Below are 21535 nucleotides of genomic sequence, written 5' to 3' on the forward strand. Positions count from 1 at the left end.
GACAAAACCGGGAGGGGGATGATGTTCCAGCCAGCGAAAGTCTTGCTGCTGTATGCCCATCCGGAATCTCAGGACTCGGTCGCGAACCGGGTTCTGCTTAAACCGGCCATGCAGCTTAGCAATGTTACCGTGCACGACCTTTACGCGCACTATCCTGATTTTTTTATCGACATTCCGCATGAGCAGGCGCTACTGCGTGAGCATGATGTGATTGTTTTTCAGCATCCGCTCTACACCTATAGCTGTCCGGCGCTGTTAAAGGAATGGCTTGATCGCGTACTGAGCCGCGGATTTGCCAGCGGCCCTGGAGGGAACCAACTGGCGGGAAAGTACTGGCGGAGCGTTATCACGACCGGAGAACCGGAAAGCGCCTACCGCTATGACGCGCTAAATCGTTATCCAATGAGCGATGTACTGCGCCCTTTTGAGCTAACGGCCGGTATGTGCCGCATGCACTGGATGAGCCCTATTATCGTCTACTGGGCCAGGCGGCAAACGAAGCAGGAGTTGGACAGCCATGCGAAAGCGTATGGTGACTGGCTGGCAAATCCGATCCCTGTGGGAGGCCGCTGATGGAAGGTTCTGATTTATTGACGGCGGGAGTGTTGTTCCTCTTCGCGGCGGTGGCTGCAGTCCCCCTGGCCTCAAAGCTGGGTATCGGTCCGGTGCTGGGTTACTTGCTGGCGGGTATTGCTATCGGCCCGTGGGGATTAGGATTCATCAGCGATGTGGATGAAATTCTGCACTTTTCCGAGCTGGGGGTGGTCTTTCTTATGTTCATCATTGGGCTGGAGCTTAATCCAGCCAAGCTGTGGCAGTTGCGGCGTTCAATTTTTGGCGTCGGCGCCGCGCAGGTAATGCTGAGTGCAGTAGTGCTGGCAGGATTATTGATGCTCACTGCGTTCTCCTGGCAGGCGGCAGTGGTTGGCGGCATTGGTCTGGCGATGTCATCGACCGCCATGGCGCTACAGTTGATGCGCGAAAAAGGCATGAACCGCAGTGAATCCGGACAACTGGGTTTTTCGGTGCTGCTGTTTCAGGATTTGGCGGTGATCCCTGCCCTGGCGCTGGTTCCACTGCTGGCGGGGTCTGCTGACGAACATTTTGACTGGATCAAAGTGGGAATGAAGGTGCTGGCCTTTGCCGGCATGCTGATTGGCGGGCGCTATTTGCTGCGTCCGGTTTTCCGCTTTATTGCGGATTCTGGCGTGCGGGAAGTATTTACCGCCGCGACGCTGTTGCTGGTGCTGGGTTCGGCTTTATTTATGGATGCGCTGGGGCTGTCGATGGCGCTGGGAACGTTTATCGCGGGCGTGCTGTTGGCGGAAAGCGAATACCGACATGAGCTGGAAACGGCAATCGATCCGTTTAAAGGCCTGCTGCTCGGCCTGTTTTTTATCTCCGTAGGCATGTCACTCAATCTTGGCGTGCTCTATACCCATATTCTGTGGGTGGCGGCGAGCGTGATAGTACTGGTGGTTGTAAAAATGCTGGTGCTGTATGTGCTGGCGCGTCTTAACGGCATGAGAAGCTCAGAACGGATGCAGTTTGCCGGGGTTTTGAGTCAGGGCGGTGAATTCGCTTTCGTGCTGTTTTCAACGGCATCCTCGCAACGGCTGTTTCAGGGCGACCAAATGGCGTTGCTACTGGTGACCGTCACGCTGTCGATGATGACCACGCCGTTGGTGATGAAGCTGATTGATAAATGGCTCTCCCGTCAGTTTAACGGCCCGGATGACGAAGATGAAAAACCCTGGGTGGAGGATGATAAACCGCAGGTGATTGTCGTGGGGTTTGGGCGCTTTGGTCAGGTTATTGGTCGCCTGTTGATGGCCAATAAAATGCGGATTACCGTTCTGGAGCGGGATATCAGCGCGGTGAATTTGATGCGTAAATATGGCTATAAGGTTTACTACGGTGATGCCACGCAGGTGGATCTGTTGCGTTCTGCGGGTGCGGAGGCGGCACAGTCTATTGTTATTACCTGTAATGAGCCTGAAGACACCATGAAACTGGTGGAACTGTGCCAACAGTATTTTCCGCATTTGCATATTCTTGCGCGTGCGCGCGGACGTGTAGAGGCGCATGAGTTATTACAAGCTGGTGTGACGCAGTTTTCCCGCGAAACGTTCTCCAGTGCGCTGGAGTTGGGGCGTAAAACGCTGGTTACACTGGGGATGCATCCGCACCAGGCTCAGCGCGCTCAGCTGCATTTTCGTCGGCTGGATATGCGCATGCTGCGGGAGCTGATCCCCATGCATACGGATACCGTACAAATCTCTCGAGCCAGGGAAGCCCGGCGCGAGCTGGAGGAAATTTTCCAACGAGAGATGCAGCAAGAGCGGCGTCAGCTGGATGGCTGGGATGAATTTGAGTAGAGGTAATCATGGCAATTCGTAAACGTTTTATTGCAGGCGCAAAATGTCCGTCCTGCCAGGCGCAGGATACGCTGGCAATGTGGCGCGAAAATAATATCGATATTGTTGAATGTGTTAAGTGCGGCCATCAGATGCGGGAAGCGGATAAAGAGGCGCGCGAGCACGTTCGCAAAGAAGAGCAAGTGATCGGGATTTTTCATCCGGACTAGCGATATGGCGCAGCTTTTTTTAAGCTAGAGGGTACACGGGTGCAGAATTCCGCTACAATCTGCGCCACTATTCTTTCCATGCTCAGGAGATATCATGAAAGTAGCAAAGGACCTGGTGGTCAGCCTGGCCTATCAGGTACGTACAGAAGACGGTGTGTTGGTTGATGAGTCTCCGGTGAGTGCGCCGCTGGACTACCTGCATGGTCACGGTTCCCTGATTTCTGGCCTGGAAACAGCGCTGGACGGTCATGAAGTTGGCGACAAATTCGATGTCGCTGTTGGCGCAAACGACGCATACGGTCAGTACGACGAAAACCTGGTGCAGCGCGTTCCTAAAGACGTGTTCATGGGCGTTGACGAACTGCAGGTTGGCATGCGTTTCCTGGCTGAAACCGATCAGGGTCCAGTACCGGTAGAAATTACCGAAGTGGAAGACGATCACGTTGTCGTTGACGGTAACCACATGCTGGCTGGCCAGAACCTGAAATTCAACGTAGAAGTTGTTGCTATCCGCGAAGCGACCGAAGAAGAACTGGCTCACGGCCACGTTCACGGCGCGCACGGTCACGACCACGATCATGACCACGGTCATGACGGTTGCTGCGGTGGTCATGGCCACGGTCACGACCATGGTCACGAGCACGGTGGCGAAGGCTGCTGCGGCGGTGGCGGTAAAGGTAACGGCGGCGGCTGCGGTTGCCACTAATACCCTTCGTCTTTCAACCCACAGCGGTGTTGGCTGCGCTTTCGAATCCCGGTGACATAGTTATCTATGCTCCTGGGAATTCCCCAAGCTTGCCGCCTTGCTGTGATTTGAAATCCTTTGGGTATATGTGAGTAGATCCGATAAGCGTTCGCGCCATCGGGCACAAAAAAAGCGGGATATTCCCGCTTTTTTTACGTCTCAATAATGTGGCGGCGGGGTCTCTTCAGACTGCGACGCAATGTGGGACGGCTGTGTTGCTTTGAGCTTTTCTGTCAGTAAACGCAGATGGTCGCGGAGTTTGGCCATTTCCAGTTCATGCGCGGTCACCGTCACGTTGAGCTCTTCAATGGTTATCTCCTGAAATGCCAGGCGACTTTCCAGTTCAGCCAGGCGAGTTTCCATTGTTGTATCCTGCATGATTCACCTCTTTCTTTTTTCTCCGGCAGATCGCGGACTGCGGCGAATTCTACTTAACTTTGCCTGTTTGCACAGCACTCAATCTTCGGTCACGAAACTAATTTAAACAAAAAGAGTCTGAAATGTGGTGATAATAGGGCGTGCCCGTATGTTGATTTGTTCTACAACGCTTTATAGTACATTTTTGTTTTAGCTAACCCTGGGGTGAGATGCCCCGGCCCTGGAGATATGGATGAAATCACTGTTTAAAGTAACGCTGCTGGCGACCACAATGGCTGTTGCTCTGCATGCCCCGATCACCTTCGCTGCTGATGCTGCGAAACCAGCCGCTACTGCTGACAGCAAAGCAGCATTCAAGAATGACGACCAAAAAGCCGCTTACGCGCTGGGCGCGTCCCTGGGTCGTTATATGGAAAACTCTCTGAAAGAGCAGGAAAAACTGGGCATCAAACTGGATAAAGATCAGCTGATCGCTGGCGTTCAGGATGCGTTTGCAGACAAGAGCAAGCTGTCTGACCAGGAAATCGAACAAACTCTGCAGGCGTTTGAAGCGCGCGTGAAGAGCTCCGCTCAGGCGAAAATGGAAAAAGACGCGGCTGATAACGAAGCCAAAGGTAAAGTTTACCGCGAGAAATTTGCTAAAGAGAAAGGCGTTAAAACCTCTGCTACTGGCCTGGTCTACAAAGTAGAGAAAGAAGGTACTGGTGCTGCGCCGAAAGACAGCGATACCGTGGTAGTCAACTACAAAGGTACGCTGATTGATGGTAAAGAGTTTGATAACTCTTATACCCGCGGTGAGCCGCTCTCTTTCCGTCTTGACGGGGTAATCCCGGGCTGGACTGAAGGCCTGAAAAACATCAAGAAAGGCGGCAAAATCCAGCTGGTTATCCCACCGGATCTGGCTTACGGCAAAACTGGCGTACCGGGCATTCCGGCCAACTCTACGCTGGTCTTTGATGTTGAACTGTTAGACATCAAACCGGCGCCGAAGGCCGATGCGCAGCCAGATGCTGCACCGGCAGATAAAGCTGCAGACAGCAGCAAAAAATAAGTGACCAGAAACCGCCGCCCACAGGGCGGCGGTTTTTTATTATCGACAGGATATAATTAATACTGGAAAGCGCCTTGTGCGCTGTATTACTTTAGATGCCCCTATAATAGTGATGAGCCTGCCCTGACAACATAACGACAGGCTCCTGAAAAGGAGTGCTTTTTTTCATGTCCAGGTCGCTTTTAACCAACGAAACCAGTGAGCTAGATTTACTGGATCAACGTCCTTTCGATCAAACTGACTTCGATATCCTCAAATCCTACGAAGCGGTTGTGGACGGGTTGGCGATGCTCATTGGTTCCCATTGTGAAATCGTATTGCACTCTTTGCAGGATTTGAAATGCTCGGCTATCCGCATTGCTAACGGTGAACACACGGGCCGCAAAATTGGCTCGCCGATTACCGACCTTGCATTGCGTATGCTGCATGATATGACGGGTGCGGATAGCAGCGTGTCGAAGTGTTACTTCACACGTGCGAAAAGCGGTGTCTTGATGAAGTCGGTGACGATTGCTATTCGCAACCGTGAGCATCGCGTGATTGGTCTGCTGTGCATCAATATGAACCTTGATGTCCCATTCTCGCAGATAATGAATACCTTTATCCCACCGGAAACCCCGGAAGTGGGTTCTGCCGTCAACTTCGCTTCTTCGGTGGAAGACCTGGTTACCCAAACGCTGGAATTCACGATCGAAGAAGTGAACGCCGATCGCAATGTTTCCAACAACGCCAAGAATCGTCAGATTGTCCTGAATCTGTATGAGAAAGGTATCTTCGATATTAAAGATGCCATCAACCAGGTTGCCGATCGGCTGAACATCTCCAAGCACACGGTCTACCTCTATATTCGTCAGTTCAAAAGCGGCGATTTCCAGGGGCAAGACAAGTAATGCGTTTTGCCATCATGGTGACGGGGCCGGCTTATGGTACGCAGCAGGCGAGCAGCGCGTTGCAATTTGCTCATGCGCTACTCAAAGAAGGGCATGAGCTAAGTAGCGTCTTTTTCTATCGTGAAGGTGTGTATAACGCCAACTTACTGACTTCGCCTGCCAGTGATGAATACGATCTGGTACGGGCCTGGCAACAGCTGAACCAGCAGCATGGCGTGACGCTGAATATTTGCGTGGCGGCGGCGTTGCGTCGCGGCGTAGTTGATGAAACTGAAGCGAAACGTCTGGGCCTGGCAGGCGCTAATTTACAATCAGGTTTTAACCTCAGCGGGCTGGGTTCGCTGGCTGAGGCGTCCCTGACCTGCGATCGCGTGGTGCAGTTTTAATGAAACGTGTTGCTTTTGTCTTTTCTACCGTGCCGCACGGCAGCGCGTCTGGCCGTGAAGGATTAGATGCCTTGCTGGCGACATCGGCATTAACGGAAGACCTCGGCGTATTTTTTATCGGCGATGGCGTTTTTCAAATCCTTCAGGGACAACAGCCGGATGTTGTGTTGGCGCGAGACTACATCGCAACCTTCAAACTGTTGGAATTGTACGATATTGAGCAATGTTGGCTTTGTGCCGCCTCTTTACGCGAGCGGGGTCTTCAGCAGGGTGTTAATTTTGTGGTCGATGCGACAGCGTTAGAACCGGAAGATTTACGCCGTGAGCTAGGCAACTATGACGTCATTTTAAGGTTTTGAGATACTCATGCTGCACACATTACATCGCTCTGCGTGGCTTACCGATTTCTCCTCTCTTCTCCGCCTGATTGATAAAGACGATGAACTTTTATTGCTCCAGGATGGTGTGACCGCGGCAGTAGAAGGAAGCCGTTTCCTTGAAAGTCTGCAAAATGCCTCCATTAAGGTCTATGTACTGGAAGAAGACATTCAAGCTCGCGGCTTATGTGGTCAAATTTCAGACAGTGTCGTCAGGGTTAGCTATACTGACTTCGTCAGACTTACGGTGAAGCATCCCAGCCAGATGTCCTGGTAATTGTGGGATCGTTGTATATTTCTTGACACCTTTTCGACACCGACCTAAAATTCTGCGTCCTCATATTGTATGAGGTCGTTTTATTACGTGTTTACGAAGCGAAAGCTACAACCAGGAGCTATTTAATGGCAACAGTTAACCAGCTGGTACGCAAACCACGCGCACGCAAAGTTGCAAAGAGCAACGTGCCTGCACTGGAAGCATGCCCGCAGAAACGTGGTGTATGTACTCGTGTATATACTACCACTCCTAAAAAACCAAACTCCGCACTGCGTAAAGTATGCCGTGTGCGTTTGACTAACGGTTTTGAAGTGACTTCCTACATCGGTGGTGAAGGTCACAACCTGCAGGAGCACTCCGTGATCCTGATCCGTGGCGGTCGTGTAAAAGACCTCCCGGGTGTTCGTTACCACACCGTTCGCGGTGCGCTTGACTGCTCCGGCGTTAAAGACCGTAAGCAATCACGCTCCAAGTATGGCGTGAAACGTCCTAAGGCTTAATGGTTCTCCGTTAAGTAAGGCCAAACGTTTTATATTAATGTCAAACTAAACTCGTAGAGTTTTGGACAATCCTGAATTAACAACGGAGTATTCCCATGCCACGTCGTCGCGTCATTGGTCAGCGTAAAATTCTGCCGGATCCTAAGTTCGGATCAGAGCTGCTGGCTAAATTTGTAAATATCCTGATGGTAGATGGTAAAAAATCTACTGCAGAAACCATCGTATACAGCGCGCTGGAGACCCTGGCTCAGCGTTCTGGTAAAGATGGCCTGGAAGCTTTTGAAGTAGCCCTTGAAAACGTGCGTCCGACTGTCGAAGTTAAGTCTCGCCGCGTTGGTGGTTCTACTTATCAGGTTCCAGTTGAAGTCCGTCCGGTTCGTCGTAATGCCCTGGCAATGCGTTGGATCGTTGAAGCTGCTCGTAAACGCGGTGATAAATCCATGGCTCTGCGCCTGGCGAACGAACTTTCTGATGCTGCAGAAAACAAAGGTACTGCAGTTAAGAAACGTGAAGACGTTCACCGTATGGCAGAAGCCAACAAGGCGTTCGCACACTACCGTTGGTAATCCCTTCGGAGTTTTAGTCACCAGGCGGGCGCTTCTAGTAAGCAGCCCGCTTTGGGCTACTTAAATTGAACGCCTAAAAGATAAACGAGGAATCAAATGGCTCGTACAACACCCATCGCGCGCTACCGTAACATCGGTATCAGTGCGCACATCGACGCCGGTAAAACCACTACTACCGAACGTATTCTGTTCTACACCGGTGTAAACCACAAAATCGGTGAAGTTCATGACGGCGCAGCCACCATGGACTGGATGGAACAGGAGCAGGAGCGTGGTATTACTATCACCTCCGCAGCGACTACTGCATTCTGGTCTGGTATGGCTAAGCAGTATGAACCGCATCGCGTAAACATCATCGACACCCCGGGGCACGTTGACTTCACTATCGAAGTAGAACGTTCCATGCGTGTGCTTGATGGTGCAGTAATGGTTTACTGCGCAGTTGGTGGTGTTCAGCCTCAGTCTGAAACCGTATGGCGTCAGGCAAACAAATATAAAGTTCCACGCATTGCGTTCGTTAACAAAATGGACCGTATGGGTGCGAACTTCCTGAAAGTTGTTGGTCAGATCAAAACCCGTCTGGGCGCGAACCCTGTTCCGCTGCAGCTGGCAATTGGCGCTGAAGAAGCGTTCACCGGTGTTGTTGACCTGGTGAAAATGAAAGCCATCAACTGGAACGAAGAAGATGCAGGCGTAACCTTCACTTATGAAGATATCCCGGCTGACATGCAGGAACTGGCTGAAGAATGGCACCAGAACCTGATCGAGTCCGCTGCAGAAGCTTCAGAAGAGCTGATGGAGAAATACCTGGGTGGTGAAGAACTGACTGAAGAAGAGATCAAAAAAGCTCTGCGTCAGCGCGTTCTGAACAACGAAATCATCCTGGTAACCTGTGGTTCTGCGTTCAAGAACAAAGGTGTTCAGGCGATGCTGGATGCGGTAATTGATTACCTGCCATCCCCAGTCGACGTACCTGCGATCAACGGTATTCTGGACGACGGTAAAGATACTCCGGCTGAGCGTCACGCTAGCGATGATGAGCCGTTTGCTGCTCTGGCATTCAAAATCGCTACCGACCCGTTCGTGGGTAACCTGACCTTCTTCCGCGTGTACTCTGGTGTGGTTAACTCCGGTGACACCATCCTGAACTCAGTGAAAACTGCACGCGAGCGTTTTGGCCGTATCGTACAGATGCACGCTAACAAACGTGAAGAGATCAAAGAAGTTCGCGCGGGCGATATCGCTGCTGCTATCGGTCTGAAAGACGTGACCACTGGTGACACTCTGTGTGACCCGGATCACCCGATCATTCTGGAACGTATGGAATTCCCTGAGCCGGTAATTTCCATCGCGGTAGAACCGAAAACCAAAGCTGACCAGGAAAAAATGGGTCTGGCTCTGGGCCGTCTGGCTAAAGAAGACCCGTCATTCCGCGTTTGGACTGACGAAGAATCTAACCAGACCATTATCGCCGGTATGGGTGAGCTGCACCTCGACATCATCGTTGACCGTATGAAGCGTGAATTCAACGTTGAAGCGAACGTCGGTAAACCTCAGGTTGCTTACCGTGAAGCGATTCGCGCGAAAGTTACCGATATCGAAGGTAAACACGCTAAGCAGTCTGGTGGTCGCGGTCAGTACGGTCATGTTGTTATCGACATGTACCCGCTGGAGCCGGGTTCAAACCCGAAAGGCTACGAGTTCATCAACGACATCAAAGGTGGTGTAATTCCTGGCGAATACATCCCGGCCGTTGATAAAGGCATCCAGGAACAGCTGAAATCCGGCCCACTGGCTGGTTACCCGGTTGTTGATCTGGGCGTGCGTCTGCACTTCGGTTCTTACCATGACGTTGACTCCTCTGAGCTGGCGTTTAAACTGGCCGCTTCTATCGCCTTCAAAGATGGCTTTAAGAAAGCGAAACCAGTTCTGCTTGAGCCTATCATGAAGGTTGAAGTAGAGACTCCGGAAGAGAACACCGGTGACGTAATCGGTGACTTGAGCCGTCGTCGTGGTATGCTTCGTGGTCAGGAATCCAACGTCACTGGCGTTGTTATCCATGCTGAAGTTCCGCTGTCTGAAATGTTCGGATATGCAACCCAGCTGCGTTCTTTGACCAAAGGCCGTGCTTCTTACTCCATGGAGTTCCTGAAGTACGACGATGCGCCGAACAACGTTGCTCAGGCCGTTATTGAAGCCCGTGGTAAATAATCCACAGGATTAAAACCTAAGTCCCGTGCTCTCTCCAAAGGGGAGAGCACTATAGTAAGGAATATAGCCGTGTCTAAAGAAAAATTTGAACGTACAAAACCGCACGTTAACGTCGGCACCATCGGCCACGTTGACCACGGTAAAACTACCCTGACCGCTGCAATCACTACCGTACTGGCTAAAACCTACGGCGGTGCTGCTCGTGCATTCGACCAGATCGATAACGCGCCGGAAGAAAAAGCTCGTGGTATCACCATCAACACTTCTCACGTTGAATATGACACCCCGACTCGCCACTACGCACACGTAGACTGCCCGGGCCACGCCGACTATGTTAAAAACATGATCACCGGTGCTGCGCAGATGGACGGCGCGATCCTGGTTGTTGCTGCGACTGACGGCCCGATGCCGCAGACTCGTGAGCACATCCTGCTGGGTCGTCAGGTAGGCGTTCCGTACATCATCGTGTTCCTGAACAAATGCGACATGGTTGATGACGAAGAGCTGCTGGAACTGGTAGAAATGGAAGTTCGTGAACTTCTGTCTCAGTACGATTTCCCGGGCGACGACACTCCGATCGTTCGTGGTTCTGCTCTGAAAGCGCTGGAAGGCGAAGCAGAGTGGGAAGCGAAAATCATCGAACTGGCTGGCTTCCTGGATTCTTACATCCCAGAACCAGAGCGTGCGATTGACAAGCCGTTCCTGCTGCCTATCGAAGACGTATTCTCCATCTCTGGTCGTGGTACCGTTGTTACCGGTCGTGTAGAGCGCGGTATCATCAAAGTTGGTGAAGAAGTTGAAATCGTTGGTATCAAAGAGACTGCTAAGTCTACCTGTACTGGCGTTGAAATGTTCCGCAAACTGCTGGACGAAGGCCGTGCTGGTGAGAACGTTGGTGTTCTGCTGCGTGGTATCAAACGTGAAGAAATCGAACGTGGTCAGGTACTGGCTAAGCCGGGCTCTATCAAGCCGCACACCAAGTTCGAATCTGAAGTGTACATTCTGTCCAAAGACGAAGGCGGCCGTCATACTCCGTTCTTCAAAGGCTACCGTCCGCAGTTCTACTTCCGTACTACTGACGTGACTGGTACCATCGAACTGCCGGAAGGCGTTGAGATGGTAATGCCGGGCGACAACATCAAAATGGTTGTTACCCTGATCCACCCAATCGCGATGGACGACGGTCTGCGTTTCGCAATCCGTGAAGGCGGCCGTACTGTTGGTGCGGGCGTTGTTGCTAAAGTAATGAGCTAATTATTAGTTAATTAGCTTTGAGCTTAAAAAGGGCGCTTCGGCGCCCTTTTTGCTGCCTGCTATTTAGCGATTGTCATATTTATTCGCATTTTTTATTCATTCTCCCGCCGCGTAAATAGCGTTGTGCTATTGTAATCATAACTATTCTCATTTACACTTTGCGCAGAAATTGAACGGGAGCGATCATGTACGTTTGTTTGTGTAATGCGATAAGTGATAAAAAAATACGTCAGGCTGTTCGCCAGTTTCATCCTCAGTCCTTTCAACAATTACGTAAATTTATTCCTGTTGGAAATCAATGTGGTAAGTGTATTCGTGCCGCCCGTGAAGTCATGCAGGATGAATTAACGCAAATGCCAGAATTTAAAGAGATCGCCTAAGTCACACTCTTTTTTTTGACATCCCTGTAGCCCCATCTACGCTCTAATAGTGGAAGCGGAGGGACTATAAAATGAAAGGTGATGTTAAAATCATAAATTATCTCAATAAACTATTGGGAAATGAGCTTGTCGCAATCAACCAGTATTTTCTCCATGCCCGTATGTTTAAAAACTGGGGACTGACTCGCCTCAATGATGTTGAGTATCATGAATCTATCGATGAGATGAAGCACGCTGATAAATATATTGAGCGTATTTTATTTTTAGAAGGGCTCCCAAACTTACAGGACCTTGGTAAGTTGGGTATAGGCGAAGACGTTGAAGAGATGCTGCAATCCGATCTTCGACTCGAACTCGATGGTGCTAAAGACTTACGTGAAGCCATTGCCTATGCCGATAGCGTTCATGACTATGTCAGCCGGGATATGATGATCGAGATCCTGACTGAAGAAGAAGGGCATATTGACTGGCTCGAAACAGAGCTGGACCTGATTGCAAAACTTGGCTTGCAAAACTATCTGCAATCGCAAATTAAAGTCAGCGACTAACTGCCCTGTATCATACTTACCAGGCCAATGACAAAACCCGCAGCCGCCAGATATGGCCCAAACGGCAGCGGGTTTTTTAGTACCTGTCTCCCGCACCGGACGCAGGAAATCCCGGTGAGGCAACAGGCCATGCCTGCGGCAAGTAAAACCAACAGTGGTAATGATTCCCAGCGATGCCATGCGCCTAGCGCGGCAAGAAATTTGACATCACCAAAGCCTAACCCTTCCTGACGGCATATCAGACGATACCCCCAGTAGAACAAAGCAAATACCCCATACCCCGCTACGGCACCCCAAAGCGCGTCGGATAACTGCGTCGGTCTGCAGCACTGATGATAAATAAGACCGCCCCACAAAAGAGGGCAGGTAAATTTGTCGGGCAGCAGTCCGGTACGTAGGTCATGGACTAAGAGCAACCCTGATAGCGAAACATAAATCAGCAGAAAGGGAAAATCGATGTACATGGGCAAGCCTCATCTGGAAAAGCGTTTACCCTCGGGTAAACCCGGCGGCTCTACAAGTCCGGGATGTGGGTTATGTTTGCTCTCTTCCAGGGAAAACGCGTTGCACCACAGGACATACAATCAGAGTGGAAGGGGACCCGCATTTGTGAACGAGTGATTAATTTCTACGCGGCACTTGCTTAAGACTGAGATTTACGTATAATGCGCGGGCTTGTCTAATATTGACAGCGGTTCGATATGAGCCACCGGTACTGCGAAAGCAATACCAGACAATGTTCCCAATCGGGGAACTCTGTAAGAACGGTTACACTCTCCCATCAATCGTAATGGGTTTGAGGAGTAACTATTTCGTCTATAAAATAATTGGAGCTCTGGTCTCATGCAGAACCAAAGAATCCGTATCCGTTTGAAAGCGTTTGATCATCGTCTGATCGATCAATCAACCGCGGAAATCGTCGAGACTGCCAAGCGCACTGGTGCGCAGGTTCGTGGTCCGATCCCGCTGCCGACCCGCAAAGAGCGTTTCACCGTTCTGATCTCCCCGCACGTCAACAAAGACGCGCGTGATCAGTACGAGATCCGTACTCACAAGCGTCTGGTTGACATCGTTGAGCCAACTGAAAAAACCGTTGATGCTCTGATGCGTCTGGACCTGGCTGCCGGTGTAGACGTGCAGATCAGCCTGGGTTAATCAGGTCATCGAGCGATTGAGAGGTTGATACAATGATTGGTTTAGTCGGTAAAAAAGTGGGTATGACCCGCATCTTCACTGAAGATGGCGTATCTATCCCAGTAACCGTTATCGAAGTTGAAGCAAACCGCGTTACTCAGGTTAAAGATCTGGCTAACGATGGCTATCGCGCTGTTCAGGTTACCACCGGTGCTAAAAAAGCTAACCGCGTAACTAAGCCGGAAGCTGGCCACTTTGCTAAAGCTGGCGTAGAAGCTGGCCGCGGCCTGTGGGAGTTCCGTCTGGCAGATGGTGAAGAATACACCGTTGGTCAGAACATTAGCGTTGAACTGTTTGCTGACGTTAAAAAAGTTGACGTAACCGGTACCTCTAAAGGTAAAGGTTTCGCTGGTACCGTTAAGCGCTGGAACTTCCGTACCCAGGACGCTACTCACGGTAACTCCTTGTCTCACCGCGTTCCGGGTTCTATCGGTCAGAACCAGACTCCGGGCAAAGTGTTCAAAGGCAAGAAAATGGCAGGTCAGCTGGGCAACGAACGTGTAACCGTTCAGAGCCTGGACGTAGTACGTGTTGACGCTGAGCGCAACCTGCTGCTGGTTAAAGGTGGTGTTCCGGGTGCGACCGGTTGCGACCTGATCGTTAAACCAGCTGTGAAGGCGTAAGGGGATAGCAATGGAATTAGTATTGAAAGACGCGCAGAGCGCGCTGACTGTTTCCGAAACTACCTTCGGTCGTGATTTCAACGAAGCGCTGGTTCACCAGGTTGTTGTTGCTTATGCAGCTGGTGCTCGTCAGGGTACTCGTGCTCAGAAGACTCGTGCTGAAGTAACTGGTTCAGGCAAAAAGCCGTGGCGCCAGAAAGGTACCGGCCGTGCGCGTTCAGGTTCTATCAAGAGCCCGATCTGGCGTTCAGGTGGCGTGACCTTCGCTGCTCGTCCACAGGACCACAGTCAAAAAGTTAACAAAAAGATGTACCGCGGCGCGCTGAAAAGCATTCTGTCCGAACTGGTACGTCAGGATCGTCTGATCGTTGTCGAATCATTCTCTGTAGAAGCGCCTAAAACTAAGCTGCTGGCACAGAAACTGAAAGACATGGCTCTGGAAGATGTGCTGATCATCACCGGTGAGCTGGACGAAAACCTGTTCCTGGCTGCGCGCAACCTGCACAAGGTTGACGTACGCGATGCAACTGGTATCGACCCGGTTAGCCTGATCGCCTTCGACAAAGTCGTAATGACTGCTGATGCTGTTAAGCAAGTTGAGGAGATGCTGGCATGATTCGTGAAGAACGTCTGCTGAAAGTGCTGCGCGCACCGCACGTTTCTGAAAAAGCGTCTACTGCGATGGAAAAAACTAACACCATCGTTCTCAAAGTTGCTAAAGACGCGACCAAAGCAGAAATCAAAGCTGCTGTGCAGAAACTGTTTGAAGTCGAAGTCGAAGTCGTTAACACCCTGGTAGTTAAAGGGAAAGTTAAACGTCACGGACAGCGTATCGGTCGTCGTAGCGACTGGAAAAAAGCTTACGTCACCCTGAAGGAAGGCCAGAATCTGGACTTCGTCGGCGGCGCTGAGTAAGTCGGAGGAGTAATACAATGGCAGTTGTTAAATGTAAACCGACATCTCCGGGTCGTCGCCACGTTGTTAAAGTGGTCAACCCAGAGCTGCACAAGGGCAAACCTTTTGCTCCGCTGGTTGAAAAAAACAGCAAATCCGGTGGTCGTAACAACAATGGCCGCATCACCACTCGTCACATCGGTGGTGGTCACAAGCAGGCTTATCGTATTGTTGACTTCAAACGCAACAAAGACGGTATCCCGGCAGTTGTTGAACGTCTTGAGTACGATCCGAACCGCTCCGCGAACATCGCGCTGGTTCTGTACAAAGACGGTGAACGCCGTTACATCCTGGCCCCTAAAGGCCTGAAAGCTGGCGACCAGATTCAATCTGGCGTTGATGCTGCAATCAAAGCAGGTAACACCCTGCCGATGCGCAATATCCCGGTTGGTTCTACCGTTCATAACGTAGAAATGAAACCAGGTAAAGGCGGTCAGCTGGCACGTTCCGCTGGTACTTACGTTCAGATCGTTGCTCGTGATGGTGCTTATGTCACCCTGCGTCTGCGTTCTGGTGAAATGCGTAAAGTAGAAGCAGACTGCCGTGCAACTCTGGGCGAAGTTGGCAATGCTGAGCATATGCTGCGCGTTCTGGGTAAAGCAGGTGCTGCACGCTGGCGTGGTGTTCGTCCTACCGTTCGCGGTACTGCGATGAACCCAGTCGACCACCCACATGGTGGTGGTGAAGGTCGTAACTTTGGTAAGCACCCGGTAACTCCGTGGGGCGTTCAGACCAAAGGTAAGAAGACCCGCAGCAACAAGCGTACTGATAAATTCATCGTACGTCGCCGTAGCAAATAATTTTAGAGGATAAGCCATGCCACGTTCTCTCAAGAAAGGTCCTTTTATTGACCTGCACTTGCTGAAGAAGGTAGAGAAAGCGGTGGAAAGCGGAGACAAGAAGCCCCTGCGCACTTGGTCCCGTCGTTCAACGATCTTTCCTAACATGATCGGTTTGACCATCGCTGTCCATAATGGTCGTCAGCACGTTCCGGTATTTGTTTCCGACGAAATGGTCGGTCACAAACTGGGTGAATTCGCACCGACTCGTACTTATCGCGGCCACGCTGCTGATAAAAAAGCGAAGAAGAAATAAGGTAGGAGGAAGAGATGGAAACTTTAGCTCAACATCGCCATGCTCGTTCTTCTGCTCAGAAGGTTCGCCTTGTTGCAGACCTGATTCGCGGTAAGAAAGTGTCGCAGGCTCTGGATATTCTGACCTACACCAATAAGAAAGCGGCTGTACTGGTTAAGAAAGTCCTGGAATCTGCCATTGCTAACGCTGAACACAACGATGGCGCTGACATTGACGATCTGAAAGTTACGAAAATTTTCGTAGACGAAGGCCCGAGCATGAAGCGCATTATGCCGCGTGCAAAAGGTCGTGCAGATCGCATCCTGAAGCGCACCAGCCACATTACTGTGGTTGTGTCCGATCGCTGAGACTCTGGAGACTAGCAATGGGTCAGAAAGTACATCCTAATGGTATTCGCCTGGGTATTGTAAAACCATGGAACTCAACCTGGTTTGCGAACACCAAAGAATTCGCTGACAACCTGGACAGCGATTTTAAAGTACGTCAGTACCTGACTAAGGAACTGGCTAAAGCGTCTGTATCTCGTATCGTTATCGAGCGTCCGGCTAAGAGCATCCGTGTGACCATTCACACCGCTCGCCCGGGTATCGTTATCGGTAAGAAAGGCGAAGACGTAGAAAAACTGCGCAAAGTCGTAGCGGATATTGCTGGCGTTCCTGCTCAGATCAATATCGCCGAAGTGCGTAAGCCTGAACTGGACGCAAAATTGGTTGCTGACAGCATCACTTCTCAGCTGGAACGTCGCGTTATGTTCCGTCGTGCTATGAAGCGTGCTGTACAGAACGCAATGCGTCTGGGCGCTAAAGGTATCAAAGTTGAAGTTAGCGGCCGTCTGGGCGGCGCGGAAATCGCACGTACCGAATGGTACCGCGAAGGTCGCGTACCTCTGCACACTCTGCGTGCTGACATCGACTACAACACCTCTGAAGCGCACACCACTTACGGTGTAATCGGCGTTAAAGTGTGGATCTTCAAAGGCGAGATCCTGGGTGGTATGGCTGCTGTTGAACAACCGGAAAAACCGGCTGCGCAACCTAAAAAGCAGCAGCGTAAAGGCCGTAAATAAGGAGCGTCGCTGATGTTACAACCAAAGCGTACAAAATTCCGTAAAATGCACAAAGGCCGTAACCGCGGTCTGGCTGCTGGCGCGGATGTTAGCTTCGGCAGCTTCGGTCTGAAAGCTGTTGGCCGTGGTCGTCTGACTGCCCGTCAGATCGAAGCAGCACGTCGTGCTATGACCCGTGCAGTTAAGCGTCAAGGTAAGATCTGGATCCGTGTATTCCCGGACAAACCGATCACTGAAAAGCCGCTGGCAGTGCGTATGGGTAAAGGTAAAGGTAACGTGGAGTATTGGGTTGCCTTGATTCAGCCGGGTAAAGTCCTGTATGAAATGGACGGCGTACCGGAAGAGCTGGCCCGTGAAGCATTCAAGCTGGCAGCAGCGAAACTGCCGATTAAAACCACCTTTGTAACTAAGACGGTGATGTAATGAAAGCAAAAGAGCTGCGTGAGAAGAGTGTTGAAGAGCTGAACACCGAGCTGCTGAATCTGCTGCGTGAGCAGTTCAACCTGCGTATGCAGGCTGCAAGTGGCCAGCTGCAACAGTCTCACCTGTTGAAGCAAGTGCGTCGTGACGTCGCACGCGTTAAGACTTTACTGACTGAGAAGGCGGGTGCGTAATGACCGATAAAATCCGTACTCTGCAAGGTCGCGTTGTTAGCGATAAAATGGAGAAATCCATCGTTGTTGCTATCGAACGTTTTGTGAAACACCCGATCTACGGTAAATTCATTAAGCGTACGACCAAACTGCACGTACATGACGAGAACAACGAATGCGGTACTGGTGACGTGGTTGAAATCCGCGAATGCCGTCCGCTGTCCAAGACTAAGTCCTGGACGCTGGTTCGCGTTGTAGAGAAAGCCGTTCTGTAATACAGTAGGCATTCTCAACGAATAAACGGCTCAGCGATGAGCCGTTTATTTTTTCTACCCATATCGTTGAAGCGGTGTTATAATGCCGCGCCCCCGATATGGGGCTTTTTTAACGACCTGATTTTCGGGTCTCAGTAGTAGTTGACATTAGCGGAGCACTAAAATGATCCAAGAACAGACTATGCTGAACGTCGCCGACAACTCCGGTGCACGTCGCGTAATGTGTATCAAGGTTCTGGGTGGCTCGCACCGTCGCTACGCAGGCGTCGGCGATATCATCAAGATCACCATCAAGGAAGCAATTCCGCGTGGTAAGGTCAAAAAAGGTGATGTGCTGAAGGCGGTAGTGGTGCGCACCAAGAAGGGTGTTCGTCGCCCGGACGGTTCTGTCATTCGCTTCGATGGTAATGCATGCGTTATTTTAAACAATAACAGCGAGCAACCTATCGGTACGCGTATTTTTGGGCCGGTAACTCGTGAACTTCGTAACGAGAAGTTCATGAAAATTATCTCTCTGGCACCAGAAGTACTCTAAGGAGCGAATCATGGCAGCGAAGATCCGTCGTGATGACGAAGTTATCGTGTTAACCGGTAAAGATAAAGGTAAACGCGGTAAAGTTAAGAATGTCCTGTCTTCCGGCAAGGTCATTGTTGAAGGTATCAACCTGGTTAAGAAACATCAGAAGCCGGTTCCGGCCCTGAACCAACCAGGCGGCATTGTAGAGAAAGAAGCAGCTATTCAGATCTCTAACCTTGCTATCTTCAACGCGGCAACCGGCAAGGCTGACCGTGTAGGCTTTAGATTCGAAGACGGCAAAAAAGTCCGTTTCTTTAAATCTAACAGCGAAACTATCAAGTAATTTGGAGTAGTACGATGGCGAAACTGCATGATTACTACAAAGACGAAGTAGTCGCTAAACTCATGACTGAGTTTAACTACAATTCTGTCATGCAAGTCCCTCGGGTCGAGAAGATCACCCTGAACATGGGTGTTGGTGAAGCGATCGCTGACAAGAAACTGCTGGATAACGCAGCAGCTGACCTGACAGCAATCTCCGGTCAAAAACCGCTGATCACCAAAGCACGCAAATCAGTTGCAGGCTTCAAAATCCGTCAGGGCTATCCGATCGGCTGTAAAGTAACTCTGCGTGGCGAACGCATGTGGGAGTTCTTTGAGCGCCTGATCACTATTGCTGTTCCACGTATCCGTGACTTCCGTGGCTTGTCCGCTAAGTCTTTCGACGGTCGTGGTAACTACAGCATGGGTGTCCGTGAGCAGATCATCTTCCCAGAAATCGACTACGATAAAGTCGACCGCGTGCGTGGTTTGGATATTACCATTACCACTACTGCGAAATCTGACGAAGAAGGCCGTGCTCTGCTGGCTGCCTTTGACTTCCCGTTCCGCAAGTAAGGTAGGGTTACTGAATGGCTAAGCAATCAATGAAAGCACGCGAAGTAAAGCGCGTAGCTTTAGCTGATAAGTACTTCGCAAAACGCGCTGAACTGAAAGCTATTATCTCTGATGTGAACGCGACCGACGAAGATCGTTGGAACGCAGTTCTCAAGCTGCAGTCTCTGCCGCGTGATTCCAGCCCGTCCCGTCAGCGTAACCGCTGCCGTCAAACAGGTCGTCCGCATGGCTATGTGGGCAAGTTCGGGTTGAGCCGTATCAAACTGCGTGAAGCCGCCATGCGCGGTGAAGTACCAGGCTTGAAAAAGGCTAGCTGGTAATTACCAATTGAATCACGGGAGTAAAGACAGATGAGCATGCAAGATCCGATCGCGGATATGCTGACCCGTATCCGTAACGGTCAGGCCGCGAATAAAGCTGCGGTCACCATGCCTTCCTCCAAGCTGAAAGTGGCAATTGCCAACGTGCTGAAGGAAGAAGGTTTTATTGAAGATTTTAAAGTTGAAGGCGACACCAAGCCGGAACTGGAACTTACTCTTAAGTATTTCCAGGGTAAAGCTGTTGTAGAAAGCATTCAGCGTGTCAGTCGCCCAGGTCTGCGCATTTATAAGCGTAAAGACGAGCTGCCGAAAGTTATGGCTGGCATGGGTATCGCAGTTGTTTCTACCTCTAAAGGTGTTATGACTGATCGTGCAGCGCGCCAGGCTGGTCTTGGTGGCGAAATTATCTGCTACGTAGCCTAATCGGAGGAAAAAATGTCTCGTGTTGCTAAAGCACCGGTCGTTATTCCTGCCGGCGTTGATGTAAAAATCAACGGTCAGGTTATTACGATCAAAGGTAAAAACGGCGAGCTGACTCGTACTCTCAACGATGCTGTTGCAGTAAATCATGCAGATAATGCACTGACCTTCGGTCCGCGTGATGGTTACGCAGATGGATGGGCTCAGGCTGGTACCGCGCGTGCCCTGCTGAATGCAATGGTTGTCGGTGTTACCGAAGGCTTCACTAAGAAGCTACAGCTGGTTGGTGTAGGTTATCGTGCAGCGGTTAAAGGGAATGTAGTAAACCTGGCTTTAGGTTTCTCTCACCCAGTTGACCATCAGCTGCCTGCGGGTATCACTGCAGAATGTCCGTCTCAGACTGAAATCGTGCTGAAAGGCGCTGATAAACAGCTGATCGGTCAGGTTGCAGCAGATCTGCGCGCCTACCGTCGTCCTGAGCCTTATAAAGGCAAGGGTGTTCGTTACGCCGACGAAGTCGTGCGTACCAAAGAGGCTAAGAAGAAGTAAGGTAACACTATGGATAAGAAATCTGCTCGTATCCGTCGTGCGACCCGCGCACGCCGCAAGCTCCAGGAGCTGGGTGCAACTCGCCTGGTGGTACATCGTACCCCGCGTCATATTTACGCACAGGTAATTGCACCGAACGGTTCTGAAGTTCTGGTAGCTGCTTCTACTGTAGAAAAAGCTATCGCTGAACAATTGAAGTACACCGGTAACAAAGACGCTGCTGCAGCTGTAGGTAAAGCTGTTGCTGAACGCGCTCTGGAAAAAGGCATCAAAGATGTTTCTTTTGACCGTTCCGGGTTCCAATATCATGGTCGTGTCCAGGCACTGGCAGATGCTGCCCGTGAAGCTGGCCTTCAGTTCTAAGGTAGAGGTGTAAGATGGCTCACATCGAAAAACAAGCTGGCGAACTGCAGGAAAAGCTGATCGCGGTTAACCGCGTATCTAAAACCGTAAAAGGTGGTCGTATTTTCTCCTTCACAGCTCTGACTGTAGTTGGTGATGGTAACGGTCGCGTTGGTTTTGGTTACGGTAAAGCGCGTGAAGTTCCAGCAGCGATCCAGAAAGCGATGGAAAAAGCCCGTCGCAATATGATTAACGTCGCGCTGAACCACGGCACCCTGCAGCACCCGGTTAAGGGTACTCACACGGGTTCTCGTGTATTCATGCAGCCGGCTTCCGAAGGTACCGGTATCATCGCCGGTGGTGCAATGCGCGCCGTTCTGGAAGTCGCTGGAGTTCGTAACGTTCTGGCTAAAGCGTATGGTTCCACCAACCCGATTAACGTGGTTCGTGCAACTATCGATGGTCTGGAAAATATGAAATCTCCGGAAATGGTCGCTGCCAAGCGTGGTAAATCCGTTGAAGAAATTCTGGGGAAATAAA

36 protein-coding genes are annotated in these 21535 nt (G+C 50.9%); 34 read left to right on the top strand and 2 right to left on the bottom strand.

The window, feature by feature from the left end; genetic code table 11:
* Positions 1 to 21 precede the first annotated feature (21 nt).
* From kefG to slyD, 4 genes are all read left to right on the top strand, one after another.
* A complete protein-coding gene (gene kefG / locus WHR59_RS01850) occupies positions 22 to 573 on the top strand; it encodes a glutathione-regulated potassium-efflux system ancillary protein KefG (protein WP_003023629.1) in 552 nt (183 codons plus the stop codon).
* The gene (gene kefB, locus WHR59_RS01855) at positions 573 to 2378 is read left to right on the top strand and encodes a glutathione-regulated potassium-efflux system protein KefB (protein WP_286524353.1); all 1806 of its coding nucleotides are present in this window, start codon (positions 573 to 575) and stop codon (positions 2376 to 2378) included. Before kefG ends, kefB begins: the two co-directional genes overlap by 1 nt.
* A gap of 8 nt (positions 2379 to 2386) precedes the next feature.
* Positions 2387 to 2587 (top strand): YheV family putative zinc ribbon protein, encoded by a 201-nt coding sequence (locus WHR59_RS01860; protein ID WP_016154768.1) that lies wholly within the window; start codon positions 2387 to 2389, stop codon positions 2585 to 2587.
* A 94-nt stretch (positions 2588 to 2681) separates the two neighbouring features.
* Complete coding sequence (slyD, locus tag WHR59_RS01865) at positions 2682 to 3293, top strand: peptidylprolyl isomerase (protein ID WP_008786294.1); 612 nt, start codon at positions 2682 to 2684, stop codon at positions 3291 to 3293.
* Positions 3294 to 3491: 198 nt separating this feature from the next.
* Here the strand turns inward: slyD and WHR59_RS01870 are convergent, their stop codons facing one another.
* Positions 3492 to 3710, bottom strand: a complete 219-nt coding sequence (locus tag WHR59_RS01870) for a protein SlyX (protein WP_003023639.1) — start codon at positions 3708 to 3710, stop codon at positions 3492 to 3494.
* Positions 3711 to 3942: 232 nt separating this feature from the next.
* Between WHR59_RS01870 and fkpA the strand changes: the two genes are divergently transcribed.
* The 11 genes from fkpA to bfr all read left to right on the top strand — a co-directional run bounded on the left by fkpA (position 3943) and on the right by bfr (position 12150).
* A complete protein-coding gene (gene fkpA / locus WHR59_RS01875) occupies positions 3943 to 4761 on the top strand; it encodes an FKBP-type peptidyl-prolyl cis-trans isomerase (RefSeq protein ID WP_003023641.1) in 819 nt (272 codons plus the stop codon).
* Positions 4762 to 4928: 167 nt separating this feature from the next.
* Complete coding sequence (locus tag WHR59_RS01880; RefSeq protein WP_003023643.1) at positions 4929 to 5651, top strand: helix-turn-helix transcriptional regulator; 723 nt, start codon at positions 4929 to 4931, stop codon at positions 5649 to 5651.
* A complete protein-coding gene (tusD, locus tag WHR59_RS01885) occupies positions 5651 to 6037 on the top strand; it encodes a sulfurtransferase complex subunit TusD (RefSeq protein WP_003023646.1) in 387 nt (128 codons plus the stop codon). The genes WHR59_RS01880 and tusD overlap by 1 nt, the downstream gene beginning before the upstream one ends.
* Complete coding sequence (tusC, locus tag WHR59_RS01890) at positions 6037 to 6396, top strand: sulfurtransferase complex subunit TusC (RefSeq protein WP_047408233.1); 360 nt, start codon at positions 6037 to 6039, stop codon at positions 6394 to 6396. Before tusD ends, tusC begins: the two co-directional genes overlap by 1 nt.
* A gap of 7 nt (positions 6397 to 6403) precedes the next feature.
* A complete protein-coding gene (gene tusB, locus WHR59_RS01895) occupies positions 6404 to 6691 on the top strand; it encodes a sulfurtransferase complex subunit TusB (protein ID WP_047408236.1) in 288 nt (95 codons plus the stop codon).
* Positions 6692 to 6816: 125 nt separating this feature from the next.
* Entirely contained in the window at positions 6817 to 7191 is a 375-nt protein-coding gene (gene rpsL, locus WHR59_RS01900) for a 30S ribosomal protein S12 (protein WP_003023654.1), read from the top strand.
* Between the two features lie 95 nt (positions 7192 to 7286).
* Positions 7287 to 7757, top strand: a complete 471-nt coding sequence (rpsG, locus tag WHR59_RS01905) for a 30S ribosomal protein S7 (protein ID WP_016154763.1) — start codon at positions 7287 to 7289, stop codon at positions 7755 to 7757.
* A gap of 96 nt (positions 7758 to 7853) precedes the next feature.
* Positions 7854 to 9968: an elongation factor G gene (fusA, locus tag WHR59_RS01910; RefSeq protein ID WP_003023659.1), complete on the top strand. Its 2115-nt coding sequence runs from the start codon at positions 7854 to 7856 to the stop codon at positions 9966 to 9968.
* A gap of 69 nt (positions 9969 to 10037) precedes the next feature.
* Positions 10038 to 11222: an elongation factor Tu gene (gene tuf, locus WHR59_RS01915; protein ID WP_003031109.1), complete on the top strand. Its 1185-nt coding sequence runs from the start codon at positions 10038 to 10040 to the stop codon at positions 11220 to 11222.
* Positions 11223 to 11407: 185 nt separating this feature from the next.
* The gene (bfd, locus tag WHR59_RS01920; protein ID WP_003031111.1) at positions 11408 to 11602 is read left to right on the top strand and encodes a bacterioferritin-associated ferredoxin; all 195 of its coding nucleotides are present in this window, start codon (positions 11408 to 11410) and stop codon (positions 11600 to 11602) included.
* 71 nt (positions 11603 to 11673) lie between these two features.
* Positions 11674 to 12150 (top strand): bacterioferritin, encoded by a 477-nt coding sequence (gene bfr, locus WHR59_RS01925; RefSeq protein WP_003031113.1) that lies wholly within the window; start codon positions 11674 to 11676, stop codon positions 12148 to 12150.
* Here bfr and WHR59_RS01930 read toward each other — a convergent pair.
* Positions 12147 to 12614 carry a prepilin peptidase gene (locus WHR59_RS01930; RefSeq protein WP_087050983.1) on the bottom strand — a complete coding sequence of 156 codons (468 nt, stop codon included), beginning with the start codon at positions 12612 to 12614 and terminating at the stop codon, positions 12147 to 12149. The two genes, bfr and WHR59_RS01930, sit on opposite strands and share 4 nt — an antisense overlap.
* A gap of 379 nt (positions 12615 to 12993) precedes the next feature.
* Between WHR59_RS01930 and rpsJ the strand changes: the two genes are divergently transcribed.
* From rpsJ to rpsE, 19 genes are all read left to right on the top strand, one after another.
* On the top strand, positions 12994 to 13305 hold the full coding sequence (gene rpsJ, locus WHR59_RS01935; RefSeq protein ID WP_001181005.1) for a 30S ribosomal protein S10: 312 nt from the start codon (positions 12994 to 12996) through the stop codon (positions 13303 to 13305).
* 32 nt (positions 13306 to 13337) lie between these two features.
* Positions 13338 to 13967, top strand: a complete 630-nt coding sequence (gene rplC, locus WHR59_RS01940) for a 50S ribosomal protein L3 (protein ID WP_003031117.1) — start codon at positions 13338 to 13340, stop codon at positions 13965 to 13967.
* A 10-nt stretch (positions 13968 to 13977) separates the two neighbouring features.
* Positions 13978 to 14583, top strand: coding sequence for a 50S ribosomal protein L4 (rplD, locus tag WHR59_RS01945; protein ID WP_003031119.1), 606 nt, complete (start codon positions 13978 to 13980; stop codon positions 14581 to 14583).
* Complete coding sequence (rplW, locus tag WHR59_RS01950) at positions 14580 to 14882, top strand: 50S ribosomal protein L23 (RefSeq protein WP_000617546.1); 303 nt, start codon at positions 14580 to 14582, stop codon at positions 14880 to 14882. Before rplD ends, rplW begins: the two co-directional genes overlap by 4 nt.
* Positions 14883 to 14899: 17 nt before the next feature.
* Positions 14900 to 15721 (top strand): 50S ribosomal protein L2, encoded by an 822-nt coding sequence (gene rplB, locus WHR59_RS01955; protein ID WP_000301869.1) that lies wholly within the window; start codon positions 14900 to 14902, stop codon positions 15719 to 15721.
* 16 nt (positions 15722 to 15737) lie between these two features.
* Positions 15738 to 16016 carry a 30S ribosomal protein S19 gene (gene rpsS, locus WHR59_RS01960; protein ID WP_001138115.1) on the top strand — a complete coding sequence of 93 codons (279 nt, stop codon included), beginning with the start codon at positions 15738 to 15740 and terminating at the stop codon, positions 16014 to 16016.
* Between the two features lie 14 nt (positions 16017 to 16030).
* A complete protein-coding gene (gene rplV, locus WHR59_RS01965) occupies positions 16031 to 16363 on the top strand; it encodes a 50S ribosomal protein L22 (RefSeq protein ID WP_000448832.1) in 333 nt (110 codons plus the stop codon).
* Between the two features lie 17 nt (positions 16364 to 16380).
* Entirely contained in the window at positions 16381 to 17082 is a 702-nt protein-coding gene (gene rpsC, locus WHR59_RS01970; RefSeq protein ID WP_000529945.1) for a 30S ribosomal protein S3, read from the top strand.
* 12 nt (positions 17083 to 17094) lie between these two features.
* Positions 17095 to 17505, top strand: coding sequence for a 50S ribosomal protein L16 (rplP, locus tag WHR59_RS01975; protein WP_000941208.1), 411 nt, complete (start codon positions 17095 to 17097; stop codon positions 17503 to 17505).
* Entirely contained in the window at positions 17505 to 17696 is a 192-nt protein-coding gene (gene rpmC, locus WHR59_RS01980) for a 50S ribosomal protein L29 (protein ID WP_000644742.1), read from the top strand. Before rplP ends, rpmC begins: the two co-directional genes overlap by 1 nt.
* Entirely contained in the window at positions 17696 to 17950 is a 255-nt protein-coding gene (gene rpsQ / locus WHR59_RS01985) for a 30S ribosomal protein S17 (RefSeq protein ID WP_003031120.1), read from the top strand. The genes rpmC and rpsQ overlap by 1 nt, the downstream gene beginning before the upstream one ends.
* A gap of 163 nt (positions 17951 to 18113) precedes the next feature.
* Positions 18114 to 18485: a 50S ribosomal protein L14 gene (rplN, locus tag WHR59_RS01990; protein ID WP_000613954.1), complete on the top strand. Its 372-nt coding sequence runs from the start codon at positions 18114 to 18116 to the stop codon at positions 18483 to 18485.
* 10 nt (positions 18486 to 18495) lie between these two features.
* Entirely contained in the window at positions 18496 to 18810 is a 315-nt protein-coding gene (rplX, locus tag WHR59_RS01995; RefSeq protein WP_003031122.1) for a 50S ribosomal protein L24, read from the top strand.
* A 14-nt stretch (positions 18811 to 18824) separates the two neighbouring features.
* Positions 18825 to 19364: a 50S ribosomal protein L5 gene (gene rplE, locus WHR59_RS02000; RefSeq protein WP_003031123.1), complete on the top strand. Its 540-nt coding sequence runs from the start codon at positions 18825 to 18827 to the stop codon at positions 19362 to 19364.
* 14 nt (positions 19365 to 19378) lie between these two features.
* On the top strand, positions 19379 to 19684 hold the full coding sequence (gene rpsN, locus WHR59_RS02005) for a 30S ribosomal protein S14 (protein WP_003031125.1): 306 nt from the start codon (positions 19379 to 19381) through the stop codon (positions 19682 to 19684).
* A gap of 30 nt (positions 19685 to 19714) precedes the next feature.
* The gene (rpsH, locus tag WHR59_RS02010; RefSeq protein ID WP_003031127.1) at positions 19715 to 20107 is read left to right on the top strand and encodes a 30S ribosomal protein S8; all 393 of its coding nucleotides are present in this window, start codon (positions 19715 to 19717) and stop codon (positions 20105 to 20107) included.
* Between the two features lie 12 nt (positions 20108 to 20119).
* The gene (gene rplF, locus WHR59_RS02015) at positions 20120 to 20653 is read left to right on the top strand and encodes a 50S ribosomal protein L6 (protein WP_003031129.1); all 534 of its coding nucleotides are present in this window, start codon (positions 20120 to 20122) and stop codon (positions 20651 to 20653) included.
* A 9-nt stretch (positions 20654 to 20662) separates the two neighbouring features.
* Positions 20663 to 21016 carry a 50S ribosomal protein L18 gene (gene rplR / locus WHR59_RS02020; RefSeq protein WP_000358960.1) on the top strand — a complete coding sequence of 118 codons (354 nt, stop codon included), beginning with the start codon at positions 20663 to 20665 and terminating at the stop codon, positions 21014 to 21016.
* 14 nt (positions 21017 to 21030) lie between these two features.
* Complete coding sequence (gene rpsE / locus WHR59_RS02025) at positions 21031 to 21534, top strand: 30S ribosomal protein S5 (protein ID WP_003031131.1); 504 nt, start codon at positions 21031 to 21033, stop codon at positions 21532 to 21534.
* Position 21535 lies beyond the last annotated feature (1 nt).

Source organism: Citrobacter europaeus (genome assembly GCF_037482245.1).
Lineage (GTDB): Bacteria > Pseudomonadota > Gammaproteobacteria > Enterobacterales > Enterobacteriaceae > Citrobacter > Citrobacter europaeus.